The organism is Streptomyces sp. CBMA156, from assembly GCF_014596515.1.
Taxonomy (GTDB): domain Bacteria; phylum Actinomycetota; class Actinomycetes; order Streptomycetales; family Streptomycetaceae; genus Kitasatospora.
Window position 1 is genome coordinate 70,728 of sequence record NZ_MSJQ01000385.1, and the last position, 23,948, is coordinate 94,675.

The 23,948-nt window shown below is 73.4% G+C and carries 21 protein-coding genes; 13 read left to right on the forward strand and 8 right to left on the reverse strand.

Going from position 1 to position 23,948, the window contains the following annotated elements:
* Window positions 1-15 precede the first annotated feature (15 nt).
* Both BU198_RS34090 and BU198_RS34095 read right to left on the reverse strand, forming a co-directional pair.
* Complete coding sequence (locus BU198_RS34090; protein ID WP_188300716.1) at window positions 16-426, reverse strand: hypothetical protein; 411 nt, start codon at window positions 424-426, stop codon at window positions 16-18.
* Window positions 423-842, reverse strand: a complete 420-nt coding sequence (locus BU198_RS34095) for a hypothetical protein (RefSeq protein ID WP_188300717.1) — start codon at window positions 840-842, stop codon at window positions 423-425. Before BU198_RS34095 ends, BU198_RS34090 begins: the two co-directional genes overlap by 4 nt.
* Before the next feature lie 365 nt (window positions 843-1,207).
* Between BU198_RS34095 and BU198_RS34100 the strand changes: the two genes are divergently transcribed.
* The 5 genes from BU198_RS34100 to fahA all read left to right on the forward strand — a co-directional run bounded on the left by BU198_RS34100 (window position 1,208) and on the right by fahA (window position 7,566).
* Window positions 1,208-2,638: a phosphoribosyltransferase family protein gene (locus BU198_RS34100; RefSeq protein ID WP_188300718.1), complete on the forward strand. Its 1,431-nt coding sequence runs from the start codon at window positions 1,208-1,210 to the stop codon at window positions 2,636-2,638.
* 231 nt (window positions 2,639-2,869) lie between these two features.
* Window positions 2,870-4,084: a 4-hydroxyphenylpyruvate dioxygenase gene (gene hppD / locus BU198_RS34105; protein WP_188300719.1), complete on the forward strand. Its 1,215-nt coding sequence runs from the start codon at window positions 2,870-2,872 to the stop codon at window positions 4,082-4,084.
* Window positions 4,085-4,181: 97 nt separating this feature from the next.
* Window positions 4,182-5,384, forward strand: a complete 1,203-nt coding sequence (locus BU198_RS34110) for a homogentisate 1,2-dioxygenase (protein WP_188300720.1) — start codon at window positions 4,182-4,184, stop codon at window positions 5,382-5,384.
* On the forward strand, window positions 5,381-6,346 hold the full coding sequence (locus tag BU198_RS34115) for a hypothetical protein (protein ID WP_188300721.1): 966 nt from the start codon (window positions 5,381-5,383) through the stop codon (window positions 6,344-6,346). The genes BU198_RS34110 and BU198_RS34115 overlap by 4 nt, the downstream gene beginning before the upstream one ends.
* Window positions 6,343-7,566, forward strand: coding sequence for a fumarylacetoacetase (gene fahA / locus BU198_RS34120; RefSeq protein WP_188300722.1), 1,224 nt, complete (start codon window positions 6,343-6,345; stop codon window positions 7,564-7,566). The genes BU198_RS34115 and fahA overlap by 4 nt, the downstream gene beginning before the upstream one ends.
* A gap of 125 nt (window positions 7,567-7,691) precedes the next feature.
* Here fahA and BU198_RS34125 read toward each other — a convergent pair whose 3' ends face one another.
* Window positions 7,692-8,462, reverse strand: coding sequence for an SDR family oxidoreductase (locus BU198_RS34125; protein ID WP_188300739.1), 771 nt, complete (start codon window positions 8,460-8,462; stop codon window positions 7,692-7,694).
* 177 nt (window positions 8,463-8,639) lie between these two features.
* On the opposite strand from BU198_RS34125, the gene BU198_RS34130 reads away from it, so the two are divergent.
* The 5 genes from BU198_RS34130 (at window position 8,640) to BU198_RS34150 (ending at window position 15,184) form a co-directional block, all read left to right on the forward strand.
* Window positions 8,640-9,251 carry a TetR/AcrR family transcriptional regulator gene (locus BU198_RS34130; RefSeq protein ID WP_188300740.1) on the forward strand — a complete coding sequence of 204 codons (612 nt, stop codon included), beginning with the start codon at window positions 8,640-8,642 and terminating at the stop codon, window positions 9,249-9,251.
* Between the two features lie 220 nt (window positions 9,252-9,471).
* The gene (locus BU198_RS34135) at window positions 9,472-10,575 is read left to right on the forward strand and encodes an enoyl-CoA hydratase/isomerase family protein (protein ID WP_188300723.1); all 1,104 of its coding nucleotides are present in this window, start codon (window positions 9,472-9,474) and stop codon (window positions 10,573-10,575) included.
* Window positions 10,576-10,615: 40 nt separating this feature from the next.
* Window positions 10,616-11,311: a GntR family transcriptional regulator gene (locus tag BU198_RS34140; RefSeq protein ID WP_188300724.1), complete on the forward strand. Its 696-nt coding sequence runs from the start codon at window positions 10,616-10,618 to the stop codon at window positions 11,309-11,311.
* Between the two features lie 209 nt (window positions 11,312-11,520).
* Entirely contained in the window at window positions 11,521-14,235 is a 2,715-nt protein-coding gene (gene aceE / locus BU198_RS34145) for a pyruvate dehydrogenase (acetyl-transferring), homodimeric type (RefSeq protein ID WP_317620443.1), read from the forward strand.
* Window positions 14,236-14,398: 163 nt separating this feature from the next.
* Window positions 14,399-15,184, forward strand: a complete 786-nt coding sequence (locus tag BU198_RS34150) for an enoyl-CoA hydratase (RefSeq protein ID WP_188300725.1) — start codon at window positions 14,399-14,401, stop codon at window positions 15,182-15,184.
* Window positions 15,185-15,328: 144 nt separating this feature from the next.
* Here BU198_RS34150 and BU198_RS34155 read toward each other — a convergent pair whose 3' ends face one another.
* Complete coding sequence (locus tag BU198_RS34155) at window positions 15,329-17,149, reverse strand: NAD-binding protein (protein WP_188300726.1); 1,821 nt, start codon at window positions 17,147-17,149, stop codon at window positions 15,329-15,331.
* A gap of 244 nt (window positions 17,150-17,393) precedes the next feature.
* On the opposite strand from BU198_RS34155, the gene BU198_RS34160 reads away from it, so the two are divergent.
* Complete coding sequence (locus BU198_RS34160; RefSeq protein ID WP_188300727.1) at window positions 17,394-17,993, forward strand: HdeD family acid-resistance protein; 600 nt, start codon at window positions 17,394-17,396, stop codon at window positions 17,991-17,993.
* A 40-nt stretch (window positions 17,994-18,033) separates the two neighbouring features.
* Here BU198_RS34160 and BU198_RS34165 read toward each other — a convergent pair whose 3' ends face one another.
* The 3 genes from BU198_RS34165 to BU198_RS34175 are packed head-to-tail and all read right to left on the reverse strand — an operon-like array spanning window position 18,034 to window position 20,922.
* The gene (locus tag BU198_RS34165) at window positions 18,034-18,669 is read right to left on the reverse strand and encodes a DUF6461 domain-containing protein (protein ID WP_188300728.1); all 636 of its coding nucleotides are present in this window, start codon (window positions 18,667-18,669) and stop codon (window positions 18,034-18,036) included.
* A 47-nt stretch (window positions 18,670-18,716) separates the two neighbouring features.
* On the reverse strand, window positions 18,717-20,270 hold the full coding sequence (locus BU198_RS34170) for a CoA transferase (RefSeq protein WP_188300729.1): 1,554 nt from the start codon (window positions 20,268-20,270) through the stop codon (window positions 18,717-18,719).
* 22 nt (window positions 20,271-20,292) lie between these two features.
* Entirely contained in the window at window positions 20,293-20,922 is a 630-nt protein-coding gene (locus tag BU198_RS34175; protein ID WP_188300730.1) for a LysE family translocator, read from the reverse strand.
* Window positions 20,923-21,126: 204 nt separating this feature from the next.
* On the opposite strand from BU198_RS34175, the gene BU198_RS34180 reads away from it, so the two are divergent.
* Both BU198_RS34180 and BU198_RS34185 read left to right on the forward strand, forming a co-directional pair.
* The gene (locus tag BU198_RS34180) at window positions 21,127-21,585 is read left to right on the forward strand and encodes an Lrp/AsnC family transcriptional regulator (protein WP_188300731.1); all 459 of its coding nucleotides are present in this window, start codon (window positions 21,127-21,129) and stop codon (window positions 21,583-21,585) included.
* An 80-nt stretch (window positions 21,586-21,665) separates the two neighbouring features.
* Entirely contained in the window at window positions 21,666-22,352 is a 687-nt protein-coding gene (locus BU198_RS34185) for an N-acyl homoserine lactonase family protein (protein ID WP_188300742.1), read from the forward strand.
* A 131-nt stretch (window positions 22,353-22,483) separates the two neighbouring features.
* On the opposite strand, the gene BU198_RS34190 is transcribed toward BU198_RS34185, so the two are convergent.
* Window positions 22,484-23,671, reverse strand: a complete 1,188-nt coding sequence (locus BU198_RS34190; RefSeq protein WP_188300743.1) for a cytochrome P450 — start codon at window positions 23,669-23,671, stop codon at window positions 22,484-22,486.
* Between the last annotated feature and the right edge of the window lie 277 nt (window positions 23,672-23,948).

Below are 23,948 nucleotides of genomic sequence, written 5' to 3' on the forward strand. Positions count from 1 at the left end.
GACTGGCTGGACCGGTCAGGGCCGGTCGCAGCGGGCGGCGCGGCGCCGGGCCAGGGCGGCCCGGGTGGCGGCCGAATGCCGGGGGACGGCAAGGGTCAGGCGGAGCAGTTCCACGCCGAGCGGTCCGGCTTCGAGGTGCAGCGTGCGGCCGCGGCGGGCCAGCAGCAGGTCCCCTTCGGAGGCCAGGTGGTCCGGCTCGCCGGAGAGCCGGCCGACGACGGCGGCGCCGCGCAGCACGTGCAGGACGGTTTCGGTGTCGGACCGGCCCGGGAGGACGTGGTGGGCGCCCGGGCTCAGCCGCAGGTGGTCGAAGGCCTCGCAGGCGCTGGCGAGCATCGGGCGCCGGGCGAGGGAGCGGATCCGTACGCGCTCGCCGTTCGGGCCGATGACGACCATGGCGGAGCCGGTGTCGGTGGTGACGATCACCTGGGGTCGCCTCCTTCGGGAGGGGCTTCGGACGGGGCTGAGGAGGAGACGGGGACGGCGAGCACGGCGTGGAAGAACTCCAGCCCGGCCAGCCCGGCGGTCAGGACGGTCCGCGAGCCGAGCGGCAGCACGACGGCGGTGCCCTCGACCAGCGGCAGGCCGACGCCGTCGGATTCCGGGCGGTCCTCGGGTTCCGGGCCGTCCGCGTGGTCGGGGTGCTCGAAGCTCTCGGGCAGGTCGGCGAGCCCGGAACCGGCGGTGACGTAGATCGCGTGCTCGACGCCGTCGGCGGCCACCTCGGCGCGGTGGCCCGGGTCGAGCCGTTGCAGTCCGACGCCGCGCAGCGGACCGGCGAGCAGTCGGCCGGGGTCGACCGCGCCTCGTCGCCTCAGGTCGGTGATGACGGTTCCCGACATGACAGGCGCTCCTTCCGGTCGCGGGCGGGCTCTGTGGTCCGCCTCTGCGGTCCACCCTGCGCCGCCCGCTGTCCCGGCCACACGGGGGCGTCGTCCCGTCCGGCTCCCGGCCCGATCCCACCCGCGATCCCGGCCCCATCCCAGGCCCGATCCCAGGGCCGATCCCAGGGCCGATCCCACTTGGTCTCCCACCCGTGGTCCCGCCCTGGCCCCACCCCGTCTGCACGGCGGTCAGGACCGGTCAGGATCCAGTCAGGACCGGTCCCCGGCTCCGTCCCCCGGCCGCCGCCCGCAGCCGCCGTGAGCCCGCCCGCGACCGCCCCGAGCCGAGCGGAACGACGTACGGTGGAACCGGAGGCCGTGTCATGCACGTCACCGGAGCCCACTTCACCCACTTCGCCGACCGCACCGAGGCGGGCCGTCGGCTGGCCGCCCGGCTCGGCCGTCTGGCCGGCCCCGACACCGTGGTCGTGGCGCTGCCGAGGGGCGGCGTGCCGGTGGCGGCCGAGGTCGCGTCGGCGCTCGGCGCACCGCTGGACATCTGCGTGATCCGCAAGCTCGGCGTGCCCTACCAACCCGAGCTGGGCATGGGGGCGATCGGCGAGGACGGCGTCCGGGTGCTGAACGAACAGGTCATCCGGTTCTCCGCGGTCACCGACGAGCAGTTGGCCGAGGTCGAGCGGCAGGAGCGCACCGAACTGGCGCGCCGGGCCCGCCGCTACCGGGGCGACCGGCCGCCCGCCGACCTGCGCGGCCGCACGGTGGTCGTGGTGGACGACGGCATCGCCACCGGGTCGACCGCCCGGGCGGCCTGCCGGATCGTCCGGGAGCGCGGCGCGGCCCGGGTGGTGCTCGCCGTCCCGGTGGCGCCCGCGGACTGGACCGACCGCCTGGACGAGGTCGCCGACGAGCTGGTCTGCGTCGGCACGCCGTCCCCGTTCTTCGCGATCGGCGAGTTCTACACCGACTTCTCGCAGACCCAGGACGAGGAGGTGCTGCGACTGCTGGCGAAGGCCAGGGAGGGGGGCGGCGGCGGGATCGGGAGCGGTCCGTCCACCGGCCCCGCCGCGGTCGACCGCGAGCTGCTGCTGCCCGTCGCCGGGGTCCGTCTCGCGGGCCGGCTGACCGTCCCGGCCGGCGCGCGCGGTGTCGTCGTCTTCGCGCACGGCAGCGGCAGCGGCCGGCTCAGCCCGCGCAACCGGCACGTCGCCGAGTACCTGAACCACACCGGACTGGCCACGCTGCTCTTCGACCTGCTCACCGAGGCCGAGGAGGCCGACCGCCGGAACGTGTTCGACGTGGCGCTGCTGGGCTCCCGGCTGAGCACCGTCGCCCGGCGACTGGGCGCGGCGGAACACACCCCGGACGACCCTGACGCCCCGGACCGCGCGCATGACCCGGACGGCCCGGACGCCACGGTGCCCGAGACCCAGGGGCTGCCGCTCGGCCTGTTCGGCGCCAGCACCGGCGCCGCCGCCGCGCTGCACACCGCCGCCGACCTGGGCCCGGCGGTGCGCGCCGTGGTCTCCCGGGGCGGCCGCCCCGACCTCGCCACGCCCGACACGCTGGCCCGGGTGCGCGCCCCGACGCTGCTCCTCGTCGGTTCCCTGGATCCGGCCGTGCTCGACCTCAACCGGCAGGCCCGCATTCGGCTGCGCTGCGCGAGCGAGCTGACGGTGGTGCCGCGCGCGAGCCACCTGTTCGAGGAGCCGGGAACCCTCGACCGGGTCGCCGAGCTGGCCGCCGACTGGTTCCTCCGCCACCTCCCGCTCCCCGTCGACCCCGGAAGTGCGTGATCGTCCCATTGCGCAGACTTCGTGCATCACCCCCGGTCAGCAGCACATTTTGCGCAGCGGACCGCGGGATTTTCTAATCATCTTGTACACATTGAGCAGTCAAAATCCGACCTGTTGCCCAACCACTCCGACAGGAGCAAGCTCTCCGCAACCACACCGCCCACCCGTTCGCGGTGTGGTGGCGATCCAGCGGAAGCCTCGACGGCGAGGCCCGAAGTGGAGGAACGAGCGATGACCCCGCAGTCCCACGCCCTTGAGTTGACCCCCGAGGAGCGCGAGGCCGGTCTTGACGCCGACCAGCTGCGCCGCCTCGTCGGCCTCGTCGAACACGACGCGGCCGCCGATCCGTTCCCGGTGACGGCCCAGGACGCGGTCGTCTTCGTGGTCGGCAACGCCACCCAGACGGCCCAGTTCTACCAGGTCGTCTTCGGCATGGAGCTGGTCGCCTACTCCGGCCCCGAGACCGGCCGCCGGGACCGCAAGGCGTACGTGCTGCGCTCCGGCTCCTGCCGCTTCGTGATCAAGGGCGGCGTCCAGCCGGACAGCCCGCTGCTGGAACACCACCGCCGCCACGGCGACGGGGTCGTCGACCTCGCCCTGGAGGTCCCGGACGTCGACAAGTGCATCGAGCACGCCCGCGCGTGCGGCGCCACCGTGCTGGAGGAGCCGAACGACATCTCGGACGAGAACGGCACCGTGCGCCGCGCGGCCATCGCCACCTACGGCGAGACCCGCCACACCCTGATCGACCGCTCCCGCTACCACGGCCCGTACCTGCCGGGCTACGTCGTCGCGGAGAGCAGGGTCACCCACCCGGAGGGCTCGCCCAAGCGCCTCTTCCAGGCCCTCGACCACGCCGTCGGCAACGTCGAACTGGGCCGGATGAACGAGTGGGTGACGTTCTACAACCGCGTCATGGGCTTCGTGAACATGGCCGAGTTCGTCGGCGACGACATCGCCACCGAGTACTCCGCGCTGATGTCCAAGGTCGTCGCCAGCGGCAACCACCGGGTGAAGTTCCCGCTCAACGAGCCGGCCATCGCCAAGAAGAAGTCCCAGATCGACGAGTACCTGGAGTTCTACACCGGCCCCGGCTGCCAGCACATGGCGCTCGCCACCAACGACATCCTCACCACTGTGGACGTGCTGCGGGCCCGCGGCGTGGAGTTCCTCAACACCCCGGACGCCTACTACGACGACCCGGAGCTGCGCGAGCGGATCGGCAAGGTCCGGGTGCCGATCGAGGAGCTGAAGAAGCGCGGCATCCTGGTCGACCGCGACGAGGACGGCTACCTGCTCCAGATCTTCACCAAGCCGATCGGCGACCGCCCCACCGTCTTCTACGAGTTCATCGAGCGGCACGGTTCGCTCGGCTTCGGCAAGGGCAACTTCAAGGCGCTCTTCGAGTCCATCGAGCGCGAGCAGGACCGCCGCGGCAACCTGTGAGCGTCGGAGAGCCCTGACGGGCTCCGACGAGCCCTGAGGGACTCTGAGGGGCCCTGACGAACGGATCTCTGCCAAACGGTCGAGGAGGACCACGGAGATGGCGTACTACCGGCAGCTGGGCAGCATCCCGCCCAAGCGGCACACCCAGCACCGCACCCCCGAAGGCGGGCTGTACTACGAGGAGTTGATGGGCGAGGAGGGGTTCTCCTCGGACTCCTCCCTCCTCTACCACCGGGGCATCCCCTCGGCGGTGGTCAACGCGGTGCCGTGGGAGCTGCCGGACCAGTCCACGGTGCCCAACCACCCGCTCCTCCCCCGTCACCTCAAGCTGCACGAGCTGTTCGCGGACCAGGACTGGAAGTCCGCGGACGTCGTCGGCAGCCGCCGGCTGGTCCTCGGCAACGGCGACGTACGGATCTCGTACGTCGCCGCCGGGGCCCCGAGCGAGCTCTACCGCAACGGGCTCGGCGACGAGTGCGTGTACGTGGAGTCCGGTTCCGGCACGGTCGAGACGGTGTTCGGCTCGATCGAGGTCGGGCAGGGCGACTACGTGATCATCCCGCGCGCAACCACCCACCGCTGGGTGCCGGCCGGGGACGAGCCGCTGCGCGCGTACTGCATCGAGGCGAACAGCCACATCACCCCGGTCAAGCGCTACCTGTCCAAGTACGGGCAGTTGCTGGAGCACGCGCCGTACTGCGAGCGGGACTTCCGCGGGCCGGTCGGCCCCCTGGTCGCCGACGCCCCCGGGGACGTCGACGTGCTGGTCAAGCACCGCGGCCCGAACGGGGTCTCGGGCACCCGCTACACCGTGCCGCACCACCCCTTCGACGTGGTCGGTTGGGACGGCTGCCTGTACCCGTACGCCTTCAACATCAAGGACTTCGAGCCGATCACCGGCCGGATCCACCAGCCGCCGCCGGCCCACCAGGTGTTCGAGGGCAACGGCTTCGTGATCTGCAACTTCGTTCCGCGCAAGGTGGACTACCACCCGCTGTCGATCCCGGTTCCCTACTACCACGCCAACGTGGACAGCGACGAGGTCATGTTCTACTGCGGCGGCGACTACGCGGCCCGCAAGGGATCGGGCATCGGCCAGGGCTCGATCTCGCTGCACCCGGGCGGACACACCCACGGGCCGCAGCCGGGGGCGTACGAGCGCAGCATCGGCGTGGACTTCTTCGACGAGCTGGCCGTCATGGTGGACACCTTCCGCCCGCTGGAGCTCGGCGAGGGCGGCCGGGCCACCGAGGACCCCGACTATGCCTGGACCTGGTCCGGTCGGGGGCCGGGGCGATGAGCGCACTGCTGCCGGGGGGTGTGATCCCCGAACTGTTCCGCGGCCTGTTCGACGACGCGGCGGTGTTCCCGCCGGGGAACCTGCCGGTCGTCGAGGCGGTGCCCGCGCACCGGGCGCACCGGGCGGCCTGGTACGCCGGGGCCGTCGGGCCGCTCCTCTGCGGGGCGGGCCGGCTGGGCGAGTTGGCCGCGACGGTCGTGAACTCCCCGGCAGCCGCGGACGCTTCCGCGGCCACGAACTCCGCGGCGGTGACGGCCGCCGCGGTCGAGGGGGGCGCAGCGGGGGCGGACGGCCCGGCGGCGGGCGACTGGCCGCTCAAGGTCGGGCTGGTGCTGCCGGGGGGCAGCACCGAGCTCGCCCAGGCGCTCGCCGCCGTCGCGCCGTTCGAGCTGGCCGGCGTCGAACTGGCCACCCGGGACGCCGCCGAGGCGGTGGCCGAGCTCGACCGGCTGCTGCCTCCGGGCGTCCCGGCCGCCGTCGAGGTTCCGCGCGAACTCCTGCGCGGGGACGGGCTGGACGCCGTCCTGGACGTGCTGCTGGACAGCCCGTACCGGGCGAAGTTCCGCACCGGCGGGGTGGTCGCCGAGGCGTTCCCGGACGAGGATGAGCTGGCCGCCTTCCTCACCGGCTGCGCGCGGCGTGGACTGCCGTACAAGTGCACGGCCGGGCTGCACAACGCCGTCCGGCACACCGACCCGGAGACCGGCTTCGAGCACCACGGCTTCCTGAACGTGCTGCTGGCCGCGCAGGAGACCGACCGGGCCACCGCGGCGGCGGTGCTGGCGGAGCGCGACGGCGAGGTACTGGCCAAGGCGGTGCGCGCACTGACGGACCGTCAGATCACGGTGATCCGCAACTCGTTCACTGCGTTCGGCACCTGTAGCATCACCGAACCCCTGGGCGACCTGGCCGCGCTCGGCCTGCTCCCGCCGCCCAGTCCACTGCACCAGGAGGACCGTTGAGCACCACCCCCAGCAGCTGGCTCGCCAGTGCCCAGGACTCGCCGTTCGGCGTGCACAACCTGCCGTACGGCGTCTTCACCGCTGCCGACCGGCCCGGGCGGCGCCGGATCGGCGTGCGCGTCGGGGACTTCGTGCTGGACGCCGGGGCGGCCGCCCGTGCGGTCGGCGCGCCGTCCGTGCTGCTGGACGCCGACTCGCTCAACCCGCTGATGGCGGCCGGGCGTCCGGTCTGGACCCGGGTGAGGGCGGACCTCACCACCTGGCTCACCGACGAGTCGTTCCGCGAGGCGCTGTCGCCGGCGCTGCTGCCGGCCGACGAGGTGGAGCTGCACCTGCCGTTCGAGGTCGCCGACTACGTCGACTTCTACGCCTCGGAGCACCACGCCACCAACCTGGGCCGGATCCTCCGCCCGGGCTCGGAGGCGCTCACCCCCAACTGGAAGCACCTGCCGATCGGCTACCACGGGCGGGCGGGCACGGTCGTGGTCTCCGGCACTCCGGTGGTGCGGCCGCACGGGCAGCGCAAGGCGCCGGCCGACGCCGTGCCGAGCTTCGGGCCGTCCCGCCGGCTGGACATCGAGGCCGAGGTCGGCTTCGTCGTCGGCGCGCCGTCGGAGCTGGGCCGGCCGGTCGTGCTGGACGACTTCCGCGAGCACGTGTTCGGCGTCTGCCTGCTCAACGACTGGTCGGCGCGCGACATCCAGGGCTGGGAGTACGTGCCGCTCGGCCCGTTCCTCGGCAAGTCCTTCGCGACCTCGGTCTCACCGTGGATCGTCCCGCTGGACGCCCTGGAGCACGCCCGCATCGCGCCGCCGGAGCGCGACGTCGAGCCGCTGGCGTACCTGGACGACCGGGGCCGCGAGCCGTGGGGGCTGGACCTGGCGATGGAGGTCCGGCTGAACGGGCACCCGGTCTCCCGGCCGCCGTTCGCCACGATGTACTGGACGGCGCAGCAGCAGCTGACCCACATGACCGTCAACGGCGCCTCGCTGCGCACCGGCGACCTGTTCGCCTCGGGGACGGTCAGCGGGCCCGAGCGGGACACCCGGGGTGCGCTGATCGAGCTGACCTGGAACGGCGAGGAGCCGCTCAAGCTGCCGGACGGGACGACCCGGGCCTTCCTGGAGGACGGCGACGAGGTGACCATCACCGCCACCGCACCCGGGCCGGACGGCGCCGTGGTCGGCTTCGGCGAGGTCTCGGGGCGGGTGCGGGGCTGAAGGGTCCCGGGCGGCGGCAGGTGACAAGCCGCGGGCAACAGACAACGGGTAACAGATAACGGATCACAGATGACAGCTGACAGATTTCATCATCTGTCAGCTGTCATCTGTTTGCCCGCCCCTGCCTACAGCCGGGAGCCTCCGGTGGCGTCGACCACGCGCCCGGTCATCCACCGCGCGTCGTCCGAGGCGAGGAAGGCGACGATGTCCGCGATGTCCTCCGGCGCCCCGACCCGGCCGAGCGCGGCGAGCGCGGCCGCCTGCGCCCTCGCCTCCGGATCGGCCAGCCAGCCCGCGTTGAGGTCGGTGTCGATGATCCCGGGCGCCACCGAGTTGACGGTGATCCCACGCGGCCCGAGCTGCTGGGCCAGGTTGAGCGAGAAGGTGTCCAGGGCGCCCTTGGTCGCGCCGTAGGCCATGATCTCCGGCATCGCCATCCGGGCCAGGCCGCTGGAGACGTTGATGATCCGACCGCCGTCGCGCAGCCGCTCCAGCCCGTGCTTGACGATGAAGAACGGCGCGCGGACGTTGACCGCGAAGACCTCGTCGAACTCCTCCTCGGTCAGGCCCGCGAGGTCGGAGCTGCGTCCGATCCCGGCGTTGTTCACGATGATGTCGACGCCTCCGGTGGGCGCGTGCCCGCCTATCCGCTCGTCGAAGGCCTCCCACAACGCGACGGCGTCACCGTGCCTCCCGAGCGCGGAGGGCAACGCGAAGGCCCGCCCGCCGTCGGCGCGGATGCCCGCGACCACCTCCTCCGCAGCCGCCTCGTCCCGGGCGTACCCGACGGCGACGGTGGCGCCGTCCCGCCCGAGCCGGCGGGCGATGGCCCGGCCGATCCCCCTGCTGCCGCCGGTGACCAGCGCCGTCCTGCCCTGAAGTCCGTACCCGCCCATGGTCGAGCCCCCTCGTGCTGGATCCACATAATTATTGAGCGATCACTCAAGAAAGACGCTAGCACACATTTCTTGAGCGAGTGCTCTAAAATTCAGGGCATGACAGCGGCGCAGAAGGCGAAAGCAGCACCGGGAGGCAGGGCGACCGCCCTCGCGCCGGCCCCCACGTCGACCCCCATGCCGGCCCCCGCATCGGCCCCCCGACGCGGCCGCCCGCCGGCCTTCGACCGGGACGAGGTGCTCGCCGCGGCCACCCGGCTCTTCTGGCAGCACGGCTACGAAGCCACCTCGGTCACCGACCTCACCTCCGCCATGGGCATCCGCCCCGGCAGCCTGTACGCGGCCTTCGGCGACAAGGAGTCGCTGTTCGAGGAGGTGGTCCGCCGGTACGGCCGCTCCCCCGTCGGCGCGTTCGTGACCGTCGCCCTGGAGGAGGAACCCACCGCGCACGACGCCTTCGCCCGCATCCTGCGCGAGGCCGCCGCCGTCTACGCCGACCCGTCGCACCCGGCCGGCTGTCTGATGATCTCCGCAGCCACCAACGTCACCCCGCAGGACGCCGGCATCCAGGACCGACTGCGCGAGCTGCGCAACGGGAACCTGCGGACCTTCGAGGAGCGGCTGCGCCGGGCCCGGCAGGACGGCGAACTGCCACCCGAGGCCGATCCGAAGGCGCTGGCCGGCTACTTCGGCACGGTCCTCCAGGGAATGTCCCAGCAGGCCAGGGACGGCGCCACCACCGCCGACCTGACCCGCATCGCCGAACTCGCCCTGCGCGCCTGGCCCTGAGCCGGGCCGCACACCCCGCCTCTCCCTCGGCCCCCGCCCGCCCCCCGGCCCGGTGATCACAACTGCCCGCCTCCCCCGGTACGGTGGACCGCGGAATCCGGCCGGGGCCAGGAGGAACGGCGGAACCGGCAGGAACGGACAGCGGACGACCACGGAGCCCGGTGGACACCGGCAGGCTCCGGCGGACGTCGGCATCACCGAGGGACGGGAGCGGCACCCGATGAGCACAGAGGTGGCGGAGGTCCGGGCCTTCCTGGACGGCGGCGTCGGACGGCTCGTACTGGACCGTCCGCGGGCGCTCAACTCGCTGACCCACGGCATGGTCACCGCCCTGCGCGCCACCCTGGACGACTGGGCCGCGGACGACCGGATACGCGCCGTCGTCCTGACCGGCGCGGGCGAGCGCGGCCTGTGCGCGGGCGGCGACATCCGGGCGATGCACGACGACGCCAGGACGGGCGGGGCCGGCACCCGGGCGTTCCTCCGCGACGAGTACCGGCTGAACGCGCTGATCGCCAGCTACCCGAAGCCGTACGTCGCGGTGCTGGACGGCATCACCATGGGCGGCGGCGTCGGCGTGTCCGCCCACGGCGCGGTGCGGATCGTCACCGAGCGCTCCGCGGTCGCGATGCCCGAGACCCGGATCGGCATCGCCCCGGACGTCGGCGGCAGCCACCTGCTCGCCCGCGCCCCGGGCGAGTTGGGCACCCACCTCGGGCTCACCGCGGCCTCGATGGGCCCGGGCGACGCCCTGCTGTGCGGGTTCGCGGACCACTTCGTGCCCTCGCCGCGCATCCCCGGGCTGCTCGAAGCCCTGGGCCGGACCACCGCCGCGACGACCGGCAGCACCACCGCCGAGATCGCCGCCCTCGTCGCCGCGCACGCCGAGCCCGCGCCGCCCGCCGCGCTGGCCGCCCAGCGCCCATGGATCGACGCCTGCTACGCGGCCGACACGGTCGAGGAGATCGTCGACCGGCTGCTGGACTCCGGCGTCCCGGAGGCCAAGGAGGCCGCCGAAGCCGTCCTGGCGAACTCCCCCACCGCCGTCAAGACCACCCTGGCCGCGCTGCGCCGAGCCCGCACGCTCCCCTCGCTGGAGGCCGTGCTCGACCAGGAGTACCGGATCTCCTGCGCCGCGCTGGAGAGCCACGACATGGTCGAGGGCATCCGCGCGCAGGTGATCGACAAGGACCGCAGCCCCCGCTGGAGGCCCGGCACGCTCGCCGAGGTGACGGAGGCGGACGTCGCCCGCTCCTTCGCGCCGCGCGAGGGCGATGAACTGGGCCTCGCGCCGCGCGAGGGCGACGCACCGGGCCTCGCCTGATCCGGCCCCCGACCTCCCACCGGCACACCTGGAGCCCGTCATGAACCACCCGGTCCCGCCGCCGCCCCCGGCCGGGGAAACCGACCCGCTGTCCAGGGTCCCGCTGGGCGAGCAGGTGCGCGGGCTGCTGCTAGAGGGCCTGCTGAACGGCCGCTGGCAGCCCGGCGACCGGATCGTCGAGCGGCGCCTGGCCGTCGAGCTGAAGGTCAGCCAGGCCCCGGTCAGGGAGGCGCTGCGGGCGCTCGGGACTCTCGGGCTGCTCGATGCCGAGCCCAACCGGGGCGTGCGGGTGCGCGCGATCGGCCCGGCCGAACTGCTGGAGGTCTACCAGGTGCGGGCCTCGCTGGAGCGGCTGGCCGCCGAGTCCGCGGTGGTCCGGCTGGCCGGCGACACCACCGCCCTGGAGCGGCACGCCGAGCGGATGGCGGCCGCAGCGGCGGCGGGCGACGCGCTCGGCCAGGCCCGGCACGGGGTGGCCTTCCACCGCGAGATCGTGGCCGCCTCCGGCAACGGGACGCTGTTGCGGACCTGGGAGGGTCTCGGGGTCGAGGTGTGGACGGTGCTCTCGCTGCACCGGGTCCGGCCCGAGCTGCACGAGAACGCCGCCGACCACCAGCCGCTGATCGAGGCGTTCCGGCGGCAGGACCCGGAGGCCGGCCGACTGCTGGCCGAGCACGTCCTGGAGTACGCCCGACGCGGGAGCGCGCAGGACGAGGACACCCGGCACTCCGACTGAACCCTCCACGCAGCCGTCCACCTCGCGGGTTCTCCTTCCCTTCGTCGATAACGTTCGCACAAAGATGATCGATCATCTCTCAAATTACTCGCCGGTATCGCTTGACGCGCCACCAGAGCACTCCCTACCGTCCAAAGAGTTCCATGGAGAGGAATGTCATTCCGCATCCCGGAATGAAAACCTGAAGCGCACCGCAAAGGGGAACCACCGTGTCCCAGCCCGTGTCCCAGCTCGACCAGCTGCCAGACCCCGACCCCGAGGAGACCTCGGAGTGGCGCGCGTCCCTCGACGCCGCCCGCGACTTCGGCGGCCCCGACCGAGCCGCCCACCTGCTGCGCCGCCTCGTCGAGCACGCCGAACTGCGCCGGCTCGACATCCCTCCGCTGCTGGACACCCCGTACGTCAACACCATCCCCAGCGCCGCCGAACCCGCGTTCCCCGGCGACGAGGAGATGGAGCGCCGGATCACCGCCTGGAACCGCTGGAACGCCGCCGCCATGGTGACCAGGGGCAACCACCGCGGCGGCCTGGGCGGGCACATGGCCACCTACGCCTCCGCCGCCTGGCTGTACGAGGTCGGCTTCCAGCACTTCTTCCGCGGCAAGGAGGCCGACGGCTCCGGCGACCAGCTGTACGTCCAGGGCCACGCCGCCCCCGGCGTCTACGCCCGGGCGTTCCTGGAGGGCCGGATCTCCGAGGCCCGGCTCGACCGCTTCCGCCAGGAAGCCGGCGGCGACGGCCTGCCCTCGTACCCGCACCCGCGCCGGCTGCCCTGGTTCTGGGAGTTCCCGACCGTCTCGATGGGCCTCGGACCGCTCTCGGCGATCCACCAGGCCCGGTTCAACCGGTACCTGACCGCGCGCGGGATCAAGGACACCTCCGGCTCGCACGTCTGGGCCTTCCTCGGCGACGGCGAGATGGACGAGCCGGAGGCCACCGCCGCCCTGGGCCTGGCCGCCCGCGAGCAGCTGGACAACCTCACCTTCGTGGTCAACTGCAACCTGCAGCGCCTGGACGGGCCGGTGCGCGGCAACGGCAGGATCGTGCGGGAGCTGGAACGCCGGTTCCGCGCGGCCGGCTGGAACGTGGTCAAGTCGCTCTGGGGCGAGGCCTGGGACGAGCTGCTGGCCCGCGACACCACAGGGGCGCTGGTCCGCCGGCTGGGCGAGGTGCCGGACGGGCAGTTCCAGACCTACGCCGCCTCGGACGCCGCGTACATCCGCGCGCACCTCTTCCACGGCTCCCCCGAACTGCGGGCGCTCGCCGACACCATGGACGACCGGCGACTGGTCGAGACCGTCGCCACCTCCCGCGGCGGCCACGAGCCTCGCAAGGTGTACGCGGCCTACCGCGCGGCGCTGGAGCACCGGGGCGCGCCCACGGTCGTACTGGTGCAGACCGTCAAGGGCTGGACGCTCGGCCCCGGCTTCGAGTCCCGCAACGCCAACCACCAGATGAAGAAGCTCTCCGGCGCGGAGTTCAGGGCGATGCGCGACCTGCTCGAACTCCCCATCCCAGACAGCGTTTTGAATGACAAGATGCCGCCGTACGCGCACCCGGGACCGGACTCCCCCGAGGTCCGCTACCTGCGCGAGCGCCGCGCCGCGCTGGGCGGACCGGCGCCCGCCCGCCGGGTGCGCTTCACCCCGCTGCCCGACCTGCCCGCCAAGCCCTTCGAAGCGCTGTTCAAGGGCACCGGCGAGCAGGAGATCGCCACCACGACGGCCTTCGTCCGACTGGTCAAGGACCTGATGCGGGACAAGGAGACCGGCCGGCGCTGGGTGCCGATCGTCCCAGACGAGGCGCGCACCTTCGGCATGGAGTCGCTCTTCCCGAGCGCGGGGATCTACTCACCGCTGGGGCAGACCTACGACCCGGTCGACCGTGACCAGCTGCTCCACTACAAGGAGTCGGCAACCGGCCAGATCCTCAACGAGGGCATCACCGAAGCCGGTTCGATGGCATCGCTGACCGCCGCCGCGACCGCGTACGCCACCCACGGCGAGCCGGTCATCCCGTTCTACATCTTCTACTCGATGTTCGGCTGGCAGCGCACCGCCGACCAGATGTGGGCGCTGGGCGACCAGTTGGGCCGCGGATTCCTGATCGGCGCCACCGCCGGCCGGACGACCATGACCGGCGAGGGCCTTCAACACGCCGACGGACACTCCCAGTTGATCGCCTCCACCAACCCGGCCGCGATCTCCTACGACCCGGCGTTCGGCTACGAGGTCGCCGTGATCGTCCGCGAGGGACTGCGCCGGATGTACGGCGCCGACGAGCAGCACCCGCAGGGCGAGGACGTGTTCTACTACCTCACCGTCTACAACGAGCCGCTGCCGCAGCCCGCGCTCCCGGACGGCGAGGAGGTCGTGGACGGCATCCTGCGCGGCCTCTACCGCTACCGCACGGCGGACGCCGCCGCCCTGCCCGCCGACGCGCCGCGGCTCCAGCTGCTCGCCTCCGGCACCGCCGTGCGCTGGGCACTGGCGGCGCAGCGGCTGCTCGGCGAGGAGTGGGGTGTGGCGGCCGACGTCTGGTCCGCGCCGTCCTGGACGGAGCTGCGCCGCGAGGCGCTGGACTGCGACGCGGACGCCCTGGCCCAGGCCGCGTCCGGCACCGGGGCGGCGGGCCGCGTCCCGTACGTGACCCGGGCGTTGGCCGGGGCACCCGGGCCGGTGCTGGCGGTCAGCGACTGGATGCGCGCGGTGCCGGACCAGATCCGCCCGTGGGTGGAACAGGACTGGACCTCGCTGGGCACCGACGGCTTCGGCCTCTCGGACAGCCGGGCGGCGGCCCGGCGGCACTTCGGGGTGGACGCCGAGTCGGTGACGGTCGCGGCGCTCGCCTCGCTGGCCCGCCGGGGCGAGGTCGACGCGGAGACCGTACGGCGGGCGGCGGAGCGGTACGGCGTCCGGTTCTGACCGACCCGGCTCCGCCCCTCCCATCGCCCCCGCCGCCGCCTCCGACACCTGGTGACCGGCGTCTCGCATACCAAGACTGGCGCGAGGCGGGGCGCGTCGTAGATCGTTGGGTGGTCAGGGCGCGCCCGCGGGCGCCGAGCAGCGGACATGGGAGTCGACGGCGATGACCGAGACCGAGACCTACGAGACGATCCTGGTCGAGCGCAAGGGCCGGGTGGGGCTGATCACGCTCAACCGGCCCAAGGCGCTCAACGCGCTGAACACCCGGCTGATGAACGAGGTCGTCGCCGCCGCGACCGCCTTCGACCGGGACCCGGAGATCGGCTGTCTGGTGATCACCGGCTCGGAGAAGGCCTTCGCGGCCGGCGCCGACATCAAGGAGATGCAGGGCAACCGGTTCCCTGACGTCTACCTGGACGACTGGCTGGGCCCGTGGGACCGGATCGGTGCGCTGCGCAAGCCGGTGGTCGCGGCGGTGGCCGGGTTCGCGCTGGGCGGCGGCTGCGAGCTGGCGATGCTCTGCGACGTGCTGCTGGCGGCGGACACCGCGAAGTTCGGGCAGCCGGAGATCAAGCTCGGGGTGATCCCCGGCATCGGCGGCTCCCAGCGGCTCACCCGGGCGATCGGCAAGGCGAAGGCGATGGAGCTGTGCCTGACCGGCCGGATGATGGGCGCCGAGGAGGCCGAGCGGGCCGGACTGGTCTCCCGGATCGTCCCGGCGGACCAGCTCCTCACCGAGGCGCTGGCCACCGCCGCGACCATCGCGGCGATGTCCACCCCAGCGGCGGTCATGATGAAGGAGAGCGTCAACCGCGCCTTCGAGACCACCCTGGCCGAGGGCGTCCGCTTCGAACGCCGACTCTTCCACGCGGCCTTCGCCACGGCAGACCAGAAGGAGGGCATGGCGGCCTTCGCCGAGAAGCGCCCGCCGGAGTTCCAGAACCGCTGACGGCGCGGGACCGCGGACGACTGACGGGGTTCAGGCGACAGCTGACAGATTTCAGATGTTGAAATCTGTCAGCTGAACTCTGTTATCTGTCTTCTGGCCTCTGCCAGGTGTCGGCTGTCAGCTGTCAGCTGCTCGCCGCCGCACTCACCCCTCCCCCACCGCCACCGTGTTCAGCCGGGCGAGCCCGCTGCGGGTGGCGGCGACCACGATCTGGTCGCCCGGAGCGAGCCGCCGGGTGCGGTCGGGGAAGTTCCACTGCAACTGCCCGCCGTGGGCGAAGCGCACCGCGATCACCCGGACCCCGCCCGGGTCCTCCAGGTCATGCCGGTTCAGTCCGATCAGCCCGCTGCCGTCCTCCACCTTCAGCTCCGCGATCAGCAGCACGTGCCGGAGCACCGACAACGTCCCGCGCACCTCGCGCCCCATCAGCGCCGCCGCGAAGGCGGGCGCGGCCAGGTAGGACACCGACCGGGAGGCCGCGTTGTCCAGCGTCCGGTAGAAGTGGCTCGCGAAGTCGTCCTCGAACAGCCGCACCACCACCCGGACTTCGGGATTGCCGTGGCGCGCCTCCAGGGCCGCCTCCAGGTTGGTGGCGTCGTCCCCGCTGACCGCGACCAGCGCCCGGCTGTGCTTCAGCCTGGCCCGGCGCAGCTGCTGCTCGAACGGGCCGTCGCCCAGCACCACCGGAATCCCGAGCGCCCGTACGGCGGCGATGCCGCGGGCCTGCGGGTCCCGCTCCATGCAGACCACCGGTACGCCCATGTCGTGCAGTTGGGTCGCCACCCGGGTGCCCACGTTCCCGAGACCGACGACGATCACGTGGTCCCGGGTGCCCGCCCCCGGGTTGCGCGGCTGCCCGCGCCGCCCGGAGCCCAGCACCTCGACCGCGATGGCGGTGGCGACCGGCGCGAAGGTGATCCCGCAGACGGTGATCACCACCTGTGCGACCCGCTGCCAGAACCCGCCGGTGCCCGACCCCGAGGAGATGTCGCCGAGCTGGTCCGGCTGGGCGGCGCCGGCCAGGTCGAGCAGTGCGATGTAGACGGTCCAGCCGAAGTTCCGGTTGAGGTACCAGAGCACCCCGAAGGCCAGCAGCACCGCCGCGAAGGCGGTGAGCAGCACCAGCCTCATCCGGGCGCTGGTGAAGAAGCGCATGGTGTCGAGCACCCGCCAGCGCAGCCGCCGTTTCCAGTCGGTCGGCTCCCGGGGCTCGATCCGCAGCATCTGGAGCGCCGCCCGGCCGCCCGGCTCCTCCTCCGGGGCCGGGTCGGCCTGCGGCACCGGTTCGCGCCGTACGGTGCCGGGACGGATCGGCCCGTCGTCGCCGAACTCGCTGGCGAGCCGGACGAATTCGGCCGAGTCGCCCTGCTGTTCGGGAAGCAGCCTGATCCTGCCGACATCCTGCCGGTCGATCTGGTCGGCGACCACACAGATCCGGTCGGCGGTGATGTCGTCGTCGAACGCGATGTGCAGGTAACGTCCTTCGATCTCCACCGAGTTGGGCCGTCCGAGCGCCGCGGAGGCGAAGGCCGGGGCGGCGGTGGCGGAACCGGAGAGCGCGGCACCGTTCTTGAGCAGCCGTTCGATGTTCTCGCCGAGCCGCTGGTTGAACATCCGGAACACGATGCGGATGTCCGGGTTGTGGTTCTGGGCGCTGAGCGCGGTGTGGATGTTCTCCTGGTCGCTCCCCTCGACCAGGGCGAGGCCGCGCGCGGTGCCGATGGACACCGCGCGCAGCGCCTCCTCGGTGACGCTGGCGTACTCCACGACCGCGGCGACGCCCGTGAGTTGCTCGATCTGCGGCGCGTGGTCGCGGGTGCGGTCGGCTACCAGGACGACGACCGGGACCTCGTAGTGCTCGACGAGTTCCCGAACCAGTCGGTGGGCCAGCGCGTTGCCCCCGCAGACGATGTAGTGCTGGCTGATCGGCTCGACCGGAGGGGTCCCCCACCCTTCAGAAGTCATACCGACAGACGGTATCGACGGAGAATGTCCGGGGGATGTCGTTCCGGTGACCGAGGAGAATCCCCCGAACGGCCGAACCCGACGCGCGGTCCGACGGTGACGCGCGGAGGCTGGGGTTCGTTCCCTGCCCGCCAGCCGGGCGACCCGACACCGATCGTGACCCGACGCCCGACACCGGCCGTCGCGGCATCACACATCCGGCACGTCACCCGTCGCCCGGCGCCAGCCCGAGGAGTACGCCACCGTGGCCCCTCCGATCATCACTCCCGACGGTGCCCCGGTCCAGGGCCCGCTCGGACTGCTCGCCAAGGCCGCCTGGCAGGTCCTGCTGGTCGCCGGACTCGCCTCGCTCGCCCTCGGAATCGTGGTCTTCGCCTGGCCCCGGCAGACGCTCCTGGTGGTGGGCGTGCTGTTCGGCCTCTACCTGCTGGTGATCGGCATCGTGCAGCTGGTCGCCGCGTTCGGCACCCACTCCACCACCGCACTGCGGGTGCTGGCCTTCATCAGCGGCGCGATCTGCGTCCTGCTGGGGCTGCTCTGCTTCCGCAGCGCCGTGCAGTCGCTGCTGCTGCTCGCGCTCTGGATCGGGATCGGCTGGCTGTTCCGCGGCATCACCCAGCTCGCCGCCGCGATCTCCGACCCGCTGATGCCCGCCCGCGGCTGGCAGGCCTTCGCGGGCGTGGCCAACACCCTGGCCGGCGTGCTGCTGATGGTGTGGCCGGTCGGGTCGATCTCCGCGCTGACCGTGCTGGCCGGCTGCTGGCTGGTGATCCTGGGCCTGGTCGAGATCGTCACGGCGGTGCAGGTGCGCGGCCGGGCCAAGCGGATCCCGGCGGGGGTCTGACCGGTGCCTCCCGAAGGCTGCCCGTCCTCTCCCGGAGGGGTCACGGGCGCGGCGCGTAGCCGATCCGGTAGGTGGCGGCTTCCAGGCGCTCCGGGCTGAGCCGGGCGTCGGTCAGCCGCTCGGCGAGCGCGAACGCGGCCTCGCCGCACAGGTCGTGCTCCTCCGTCTCCAGCTCGAAGCCGCACGCGGTCAGCAGCTCCGGGATGCCGGGAGCCTCGGCGTCCGTACCGTCCCGCTGGTCGGGGAAGAGCGGCTCGAAGTGGAGCCGCCGAGTGCCGTGCTCCCACCAGTGGAAGTGGTCCGCGGCGTTGACGTCGCGGAAGTGCGAGACCAGCCGGGTGCCCTCGCCGAGCCGGGGGATCACCGTGTCCAGGACGCCGAGGTAGCCGTAGGGCTCGATCGCGAGGGCCCAGCCGTCGAGTTCGGTGACCGCGACCAGCAACCGGTCCTCGGCCGGGTCGAACAGCGCCCCGGCCTCCGCGTCCTCCCCGTCCTCGTAGGCCTCCGAGCGGACCGTCACCGCTTCCAGGCCCACGGCGTCGCTCCCCGGCAGGGCGTCGAAGCGGCGCAGCAGCTCGTCGGGCGTGAGCCCCTGGACCTGGGTGAGGCAGTAGGCCTCGGCCAGGTCCGGGTAGCGCGCCTCGAACCAGGTGAAGCCGGTGGCGTGTGCGGTCATGGCGGTGATGCTGCCAGACCCCTCGGACAGCGGCTCACCCGAGCACGTCAGAGCCAGACCGGCTCGTCCGTCCCCCAGCGCCCGGGCGGGCGCGACCAGTCGGTCGGCGCGCCCTCGTAGCCGATCGGCGGCAGGGCGTGGCGCAGCCGCCCGTACGCGGAGTCGGTCTCGGTCAGCCAGTGGGAGGGGTCGTACGGCCCGGACGGGACTCCCTGCGGCACTTCCGGTTCCGCTTCCGGTTCGATGCCGTGCAGTAGCCAGGAGGCCGTGCCGGCGAGGGAGAAGCTCAGGTGGCGGCCACCGGGGCGGCGGGTGCGCTGGTCGGTGAGGGCGCGCAGGACGGCGGCGGCGACGAGGTAGCCGGTGCCGTGGTCGAGCGCCTGGGCGGGCAGCACGCCGGGGCGGCCGTCCGCGCCGGAGTCCTGGGCCGCCTCGTGGGCTGTTTCGGGGGCCGTTTCGGGGGTCGCCTCGTGGGCGGCGATGCCGACGCCCGCCTGGACCAGGCTGTCGAAGCCCCGCCGACCGGCCCAGGGACCGGTCCGGCCCCAGGCGCGGAGCTGGGCGAGGATCAGGTCCGGGCGGCGGGCGAACAGGGCCTCCGGGCCCAGGCCGTGGGCGTCGAGGCTGCCGGGGCGGTAGCCGCTGACCACGACGTCCGCGGTGGCGAGGAGTTCCTCGAAGACCGCGCGGTCGGCCGCCTCGGCGAGGTCGAGGCGGGTGGAGCGCTTGCCGAAGCCGGTGTCCGCGTGGGCGTCCTCGGCCTCGGGCAGCCGGGGCGAGTCAATGCGCAGCACGTCGGCGCCCAGCAGGGCGAGGGTGCGGGTGGCGACCGGTCCGGCGATCACCCGGGTGAGGTCGAGGACCCGGATCCCGGCGGCGGGCCGGTCCACGGGAGCCTCGCCGAGCGGGCGCACCGGCGCGGACCCGGCCGCGGCACCGATCTCCCGATGCTCCACCAGGGGGTGTACGGCCGGGCTCACCGGCGCGACAGCCACCGCGAGCGCCCCTGCCTCGTACGCGCGCTCCTGGATCTGCTCGGCCGGCAGTCTGCGGAGCACCTCGGCGAGCTGCTCGGGCCCGGCATCGGCGGCGAGGCCGAGGGCGGAGAGCAGCCGGGTGCGGTGGTGCGGGTAGTTGGCATGGGTCCGCACCCAGCCGTCCGCGGTGCGCCAGAAACCGGAGTGCGGGGCGAAACCGACGGGCGTACGGCCGTCGATCGCCAGGTGCCGCTCGCTGACGAAGGCGGTGGCGACCGCGCCCTGGTTCACCCGGACCGCGGGAACGGGCACACCGCCGCGGTGGGCGGCGAGTTCGGCGGCGGCCAGTGAGCAGACCGCCACCGTCGCCCGGGCGAGCCGGCGCACCGGGAGACCGGAGGGCAGGACGTCGTCCGGGCCGTGGAAGGTCACCCGCTCCAGCAGTCCGGCCGGTCCGCCGAGGGCCGCCCAGGCGTGGGCGGTGGGGCGGTCGGCGACTGCGGCGGGCCCGGGAGTTCCAGGAGTTCCAGGCGCCCCAGGGACTCCGGGGGCTTCTGTGGGTCCAGTAGTTCCTGCGGTTCCTGCGGTTCCTGCGGTTCCTGCGGGCAACGGACGATCGGTCATGCCCGGCATTGTGCTCCCCTTCTCAGGCGCTCGCCGTGACGCCCGCCACCAGCATCAGCAGTACCGCCGAGACCATCGTCATCCGGCGGGCCGCCTGCGGGGTGCCGCCGAACCGCCCGCCGAGGCGCCCGCTGGCGTGGGCGACCAGCCCGTACACCACCGCGCAGGCCAGCACGTTGAGCGAGCCGAGCGCGAGCACCTGCCCGCCGACCGGCAGTGCGGCGTCCGGGTCGACGAACTGCGGCACCAGGGAGAGGTAGAGCAGCAGCCCCTTGGGGTTGAGCAGCGCGGTCAGCACGCTCTGGCGCAGCACCGTCGCGGTGGGCTGCGGCTTGGGCGCGGTCAGGGCGGCGGCGCCCCCGCCCTTGCGCAGCGCCAGCAGCATCATGACGGCCAGCACCAGCAGGTACGCGGCGCCGGTCAGGCGCAGCACGGGCAGGGCGGCCGGGACGGCGCGCAGCGCGGCGGCCAGTCCGGCGCTGGAGAGCAGGGTATGGACGGCGTACCCGGCGCAGACCCCGCCGACCGCGATCAGCGCGGCGCGCCGTCCCTGGCCGAGGCCGCGGGCGGCGATGTAGAGCCAGTCGGGGCCCGGAGTGCAGACCAGGAGCAGGTCGACTCCGAGGAAGAGGAGAAGGGCGTGGGTGTCCATGGGCGTGGGCGTGGCCTGTCGTGCTCGTCGCGGTGTGGGACCCGGCGCAGCGGGCCGGGGGCGCTCCGGCGGTCTGCCGGGGGTCCCGGCAGCTGGCCAGGGCGTCCCGGCGGCCGGTTCGGTCACTGAAGGTAGCCGGATCCGACTGGCACGCGATGGCCACTTCCTGCTGGTCGGAGCGGCGTTTTGGCAGAATGTTGCGCCATGGACCGAATCGACCGCAGAATCCTCCGCGAGCTCCAGCAGGACGGGCGGCTGACCAACGCCGAACTGGCCTCCCGGGTCGACCTCACCCCCTCCCCCTGCCTGCGCCGGGTGCGCCAGCTGGAGCAGGACGGCGTGATCCGCGGCTACCGCGCGATGCTGGACGGCGCGGCGGTCGGGCGCGGCTTCCAGCCCTTCGTGACGATCACCATGCGTCACGAGGACCAGATGACAGTCGCCGAGTTCGAACGCCGGGTGGCCGAGCTGCCGGAGGTGGTGGAGGCGCACCGCCTGTTCGGCGAGCCCGACTACCTGCTGCGGATCGCGGTGGCCGACATCGCCGCGTACGAGCGCTTCATCACCGACGTGCTGTCCGGTCTGCCGGGCATCGCGCAGGTCAATTCGCACCTGACGATGAAGCAGGTGAAGGCCGACCGGGGGCTGCCGGTCGGCGGGTAGGGTGCGAACGGGGGGCCCGCACGGCCGCCCGTACGAGGGCAGAGCGACGCACTGCGACGTGGGGGGCTGAATTGCGCGTGATCCGCCGTCTCGACCTGGGGTACTTCGTCCGGCCGGCCGGCGAGACGGGCGGCCCGGAGCCGCGCGTGGAGCCGGTGCTCGCCTACCTGGTCCGGCGTCCGGAGGGACTGCTGCTGTTCGACACCGGGATCGGCAGCGGCGAGCCGGAGACCGAGGCGCACTACCGTCCGGTCCGCCGCCCGCTGCCGGAGGCGCTCGCCGCGGCCGGGGTCGCCGTCGCCGACATCGACCTGGTGGTCAACTGCCACCTGCACTTCGACCACTGCGGCGGCAACCCGCTGTTCGCCGGCACGCCCGTCCTCGCCCAGGCCGCCGAGCTGGCCACCGCCAGGAGCGGCGGGTACACCATCGACGCGCTGGTCGACTTCCCCGGCGCCGAGTACCGCGAACTCGACGGCGAGGCGGAGGTCTGGCCCGGCGTCCGGGTGCTGCCCACGCCCGGCCACACCGGGGGCCACCAGTCGGTACTGGTGGACCGCCCGGGCAGCGGGCCGGTCCTGCTGGCCGGGCAGGCGTACGACTTCGCCTCCGAGTACGGGCAGGCGGTGCTCGCCCGGCGGGCGGCGCGCGAAGGCGTGGCCGCGCCGCTGCCCGGCTACCGGACCTGGCTCGACCGGATCGCGGAGTACGGGCCGCGCCGGGTGCTGTTCGCGCACGACCACGCGGTCTGGGAGCCGGCCGACTAGCGGCGGACCCACCCGGGCCGGGCAGCCGGGCCGGATGCCGCGGTGCCCGGCCGCTGCTCGCTCCGGCCGCTCCTTGCTCGGCCGCTCCTCGGTCCGGGCGGTTCGGAACAGTCGGTTCGGAACAGGCGGGTTCAGAAGGTGAAGCGCAGCGAGCGGACCCGGTGGTCGAAGCTGGACGGGACGAGCTGCGGCTCGCCGACCGACCGTGCCTCGGGCAGCCGGGTGAAGAGCTCGCGGAAGAGCGCCGTCATCTCCTGCTGGGCCAGGTGCGCGCCGAGGCAGTAGTGCGGACCACCGCCGCCGAAGCCGAGGTGCGGGTTGGGCGTGCGGGTGATGTCGAAGGCGTCCGGGTCGGGGAACACCGTCTCGTCCCGGTTGGCCGAGCCGTAGAACAGCGCGACCTTCTCCCCCGCCCTCAGCAGGGTGCCGCCGGTGCCGCCCAGCTCGTGGTCGGCGGCGAGGGTCCGGTTGAACTGGATGATCGGCGTGGCGTGGCGGATCATCTCGTCCACCGCGCCGCCGAGCCGCCCGTCGAGGTCGTCGAGCAGCAGGGCGCGCTGCTCGGGGTGGACGGTCAGCAGGTGAAGGCCGTGGGCCAGCGCGTTGCGGGTGGTCTCGACCCCGGCGACCAGCAGCAGGCTGAAGAAGGCGCCCAGCTCGCGCCCGGTGAGCCGGCGGCCGTCCAGGTCGGCGGTGACCAGCGCGGAGATCAGGTCCTCCTCCGGCCGGCGGCGGCGCTCGCGGCCGATCCCGGCGACGATGCCCTGCATCCGGGCGAGCGCCCGCAGCCCCCGCCCCGGCGCCCGGAACCGGCGTCGCAGCGGGCGGGCCACCCCGATGTCCTCGGAGCTGCGGTTGACCAGGTCGAGGATGGCGCCGCGCGGCCGCTCGGGGATGCCCATCATGGTGCAGATCACCTGGAACGGGAGCTCGGCGGCGACCGCGCTCACGAAGTCCTCCGGCCGCTCCCGCTCGATCCGGTCGACCAGCTCGGTGCTGATCCGCCGGACGTCCTCCTCGACCCGGTCGAGCAGCCGCGGCGTGAAGGCCCGCGAGACGATCCGGCGCAGCTGGGCGTGGCGGGGGTCGTCCAGGTTGACCATCGAGTCGCCGAACAGCAGCCGGACCCAGCGGGCCGGGGCGGGAGTGGTCACGCCGGGACCGCTGAGGAAGACGGCAGGGGTCCGACTGGCCTCGACCACGTCGGCGTGGCGGACCAACGCGTGGAAACCCCGGCCGGTGGCGCGGTCACCGAAGAACACCGGGCCGGGACGGCGGCGCAGCTCCTCGAAGGCCGCGGCGCGGTCGGCGGCGGGCAGCTGCCAGAAACGGGGGTCGGCGAGGTCGGCGGGCTCGGGCGCGGTGGCGGCCTCGGCCGCGTCGGCGGGTGGGGAGGCGTCAGCGGCCTCAGCCGCGTCGGCGGGTTCGGAGGCCTCGGATGCGTCGGCGGGTTGGGACGCCTCGGATGCGTCGGCGGGTTGGGACGCCTCGGATGCGTCGGCGGGTTCGGACGCCTCGGCTGCCTGGGTGGCCTGGGCCGGCTCGGCGGCCTCGGCGGGCTCGGACACATCGGCGGCCGGGGTCGGCTCGGCCGGC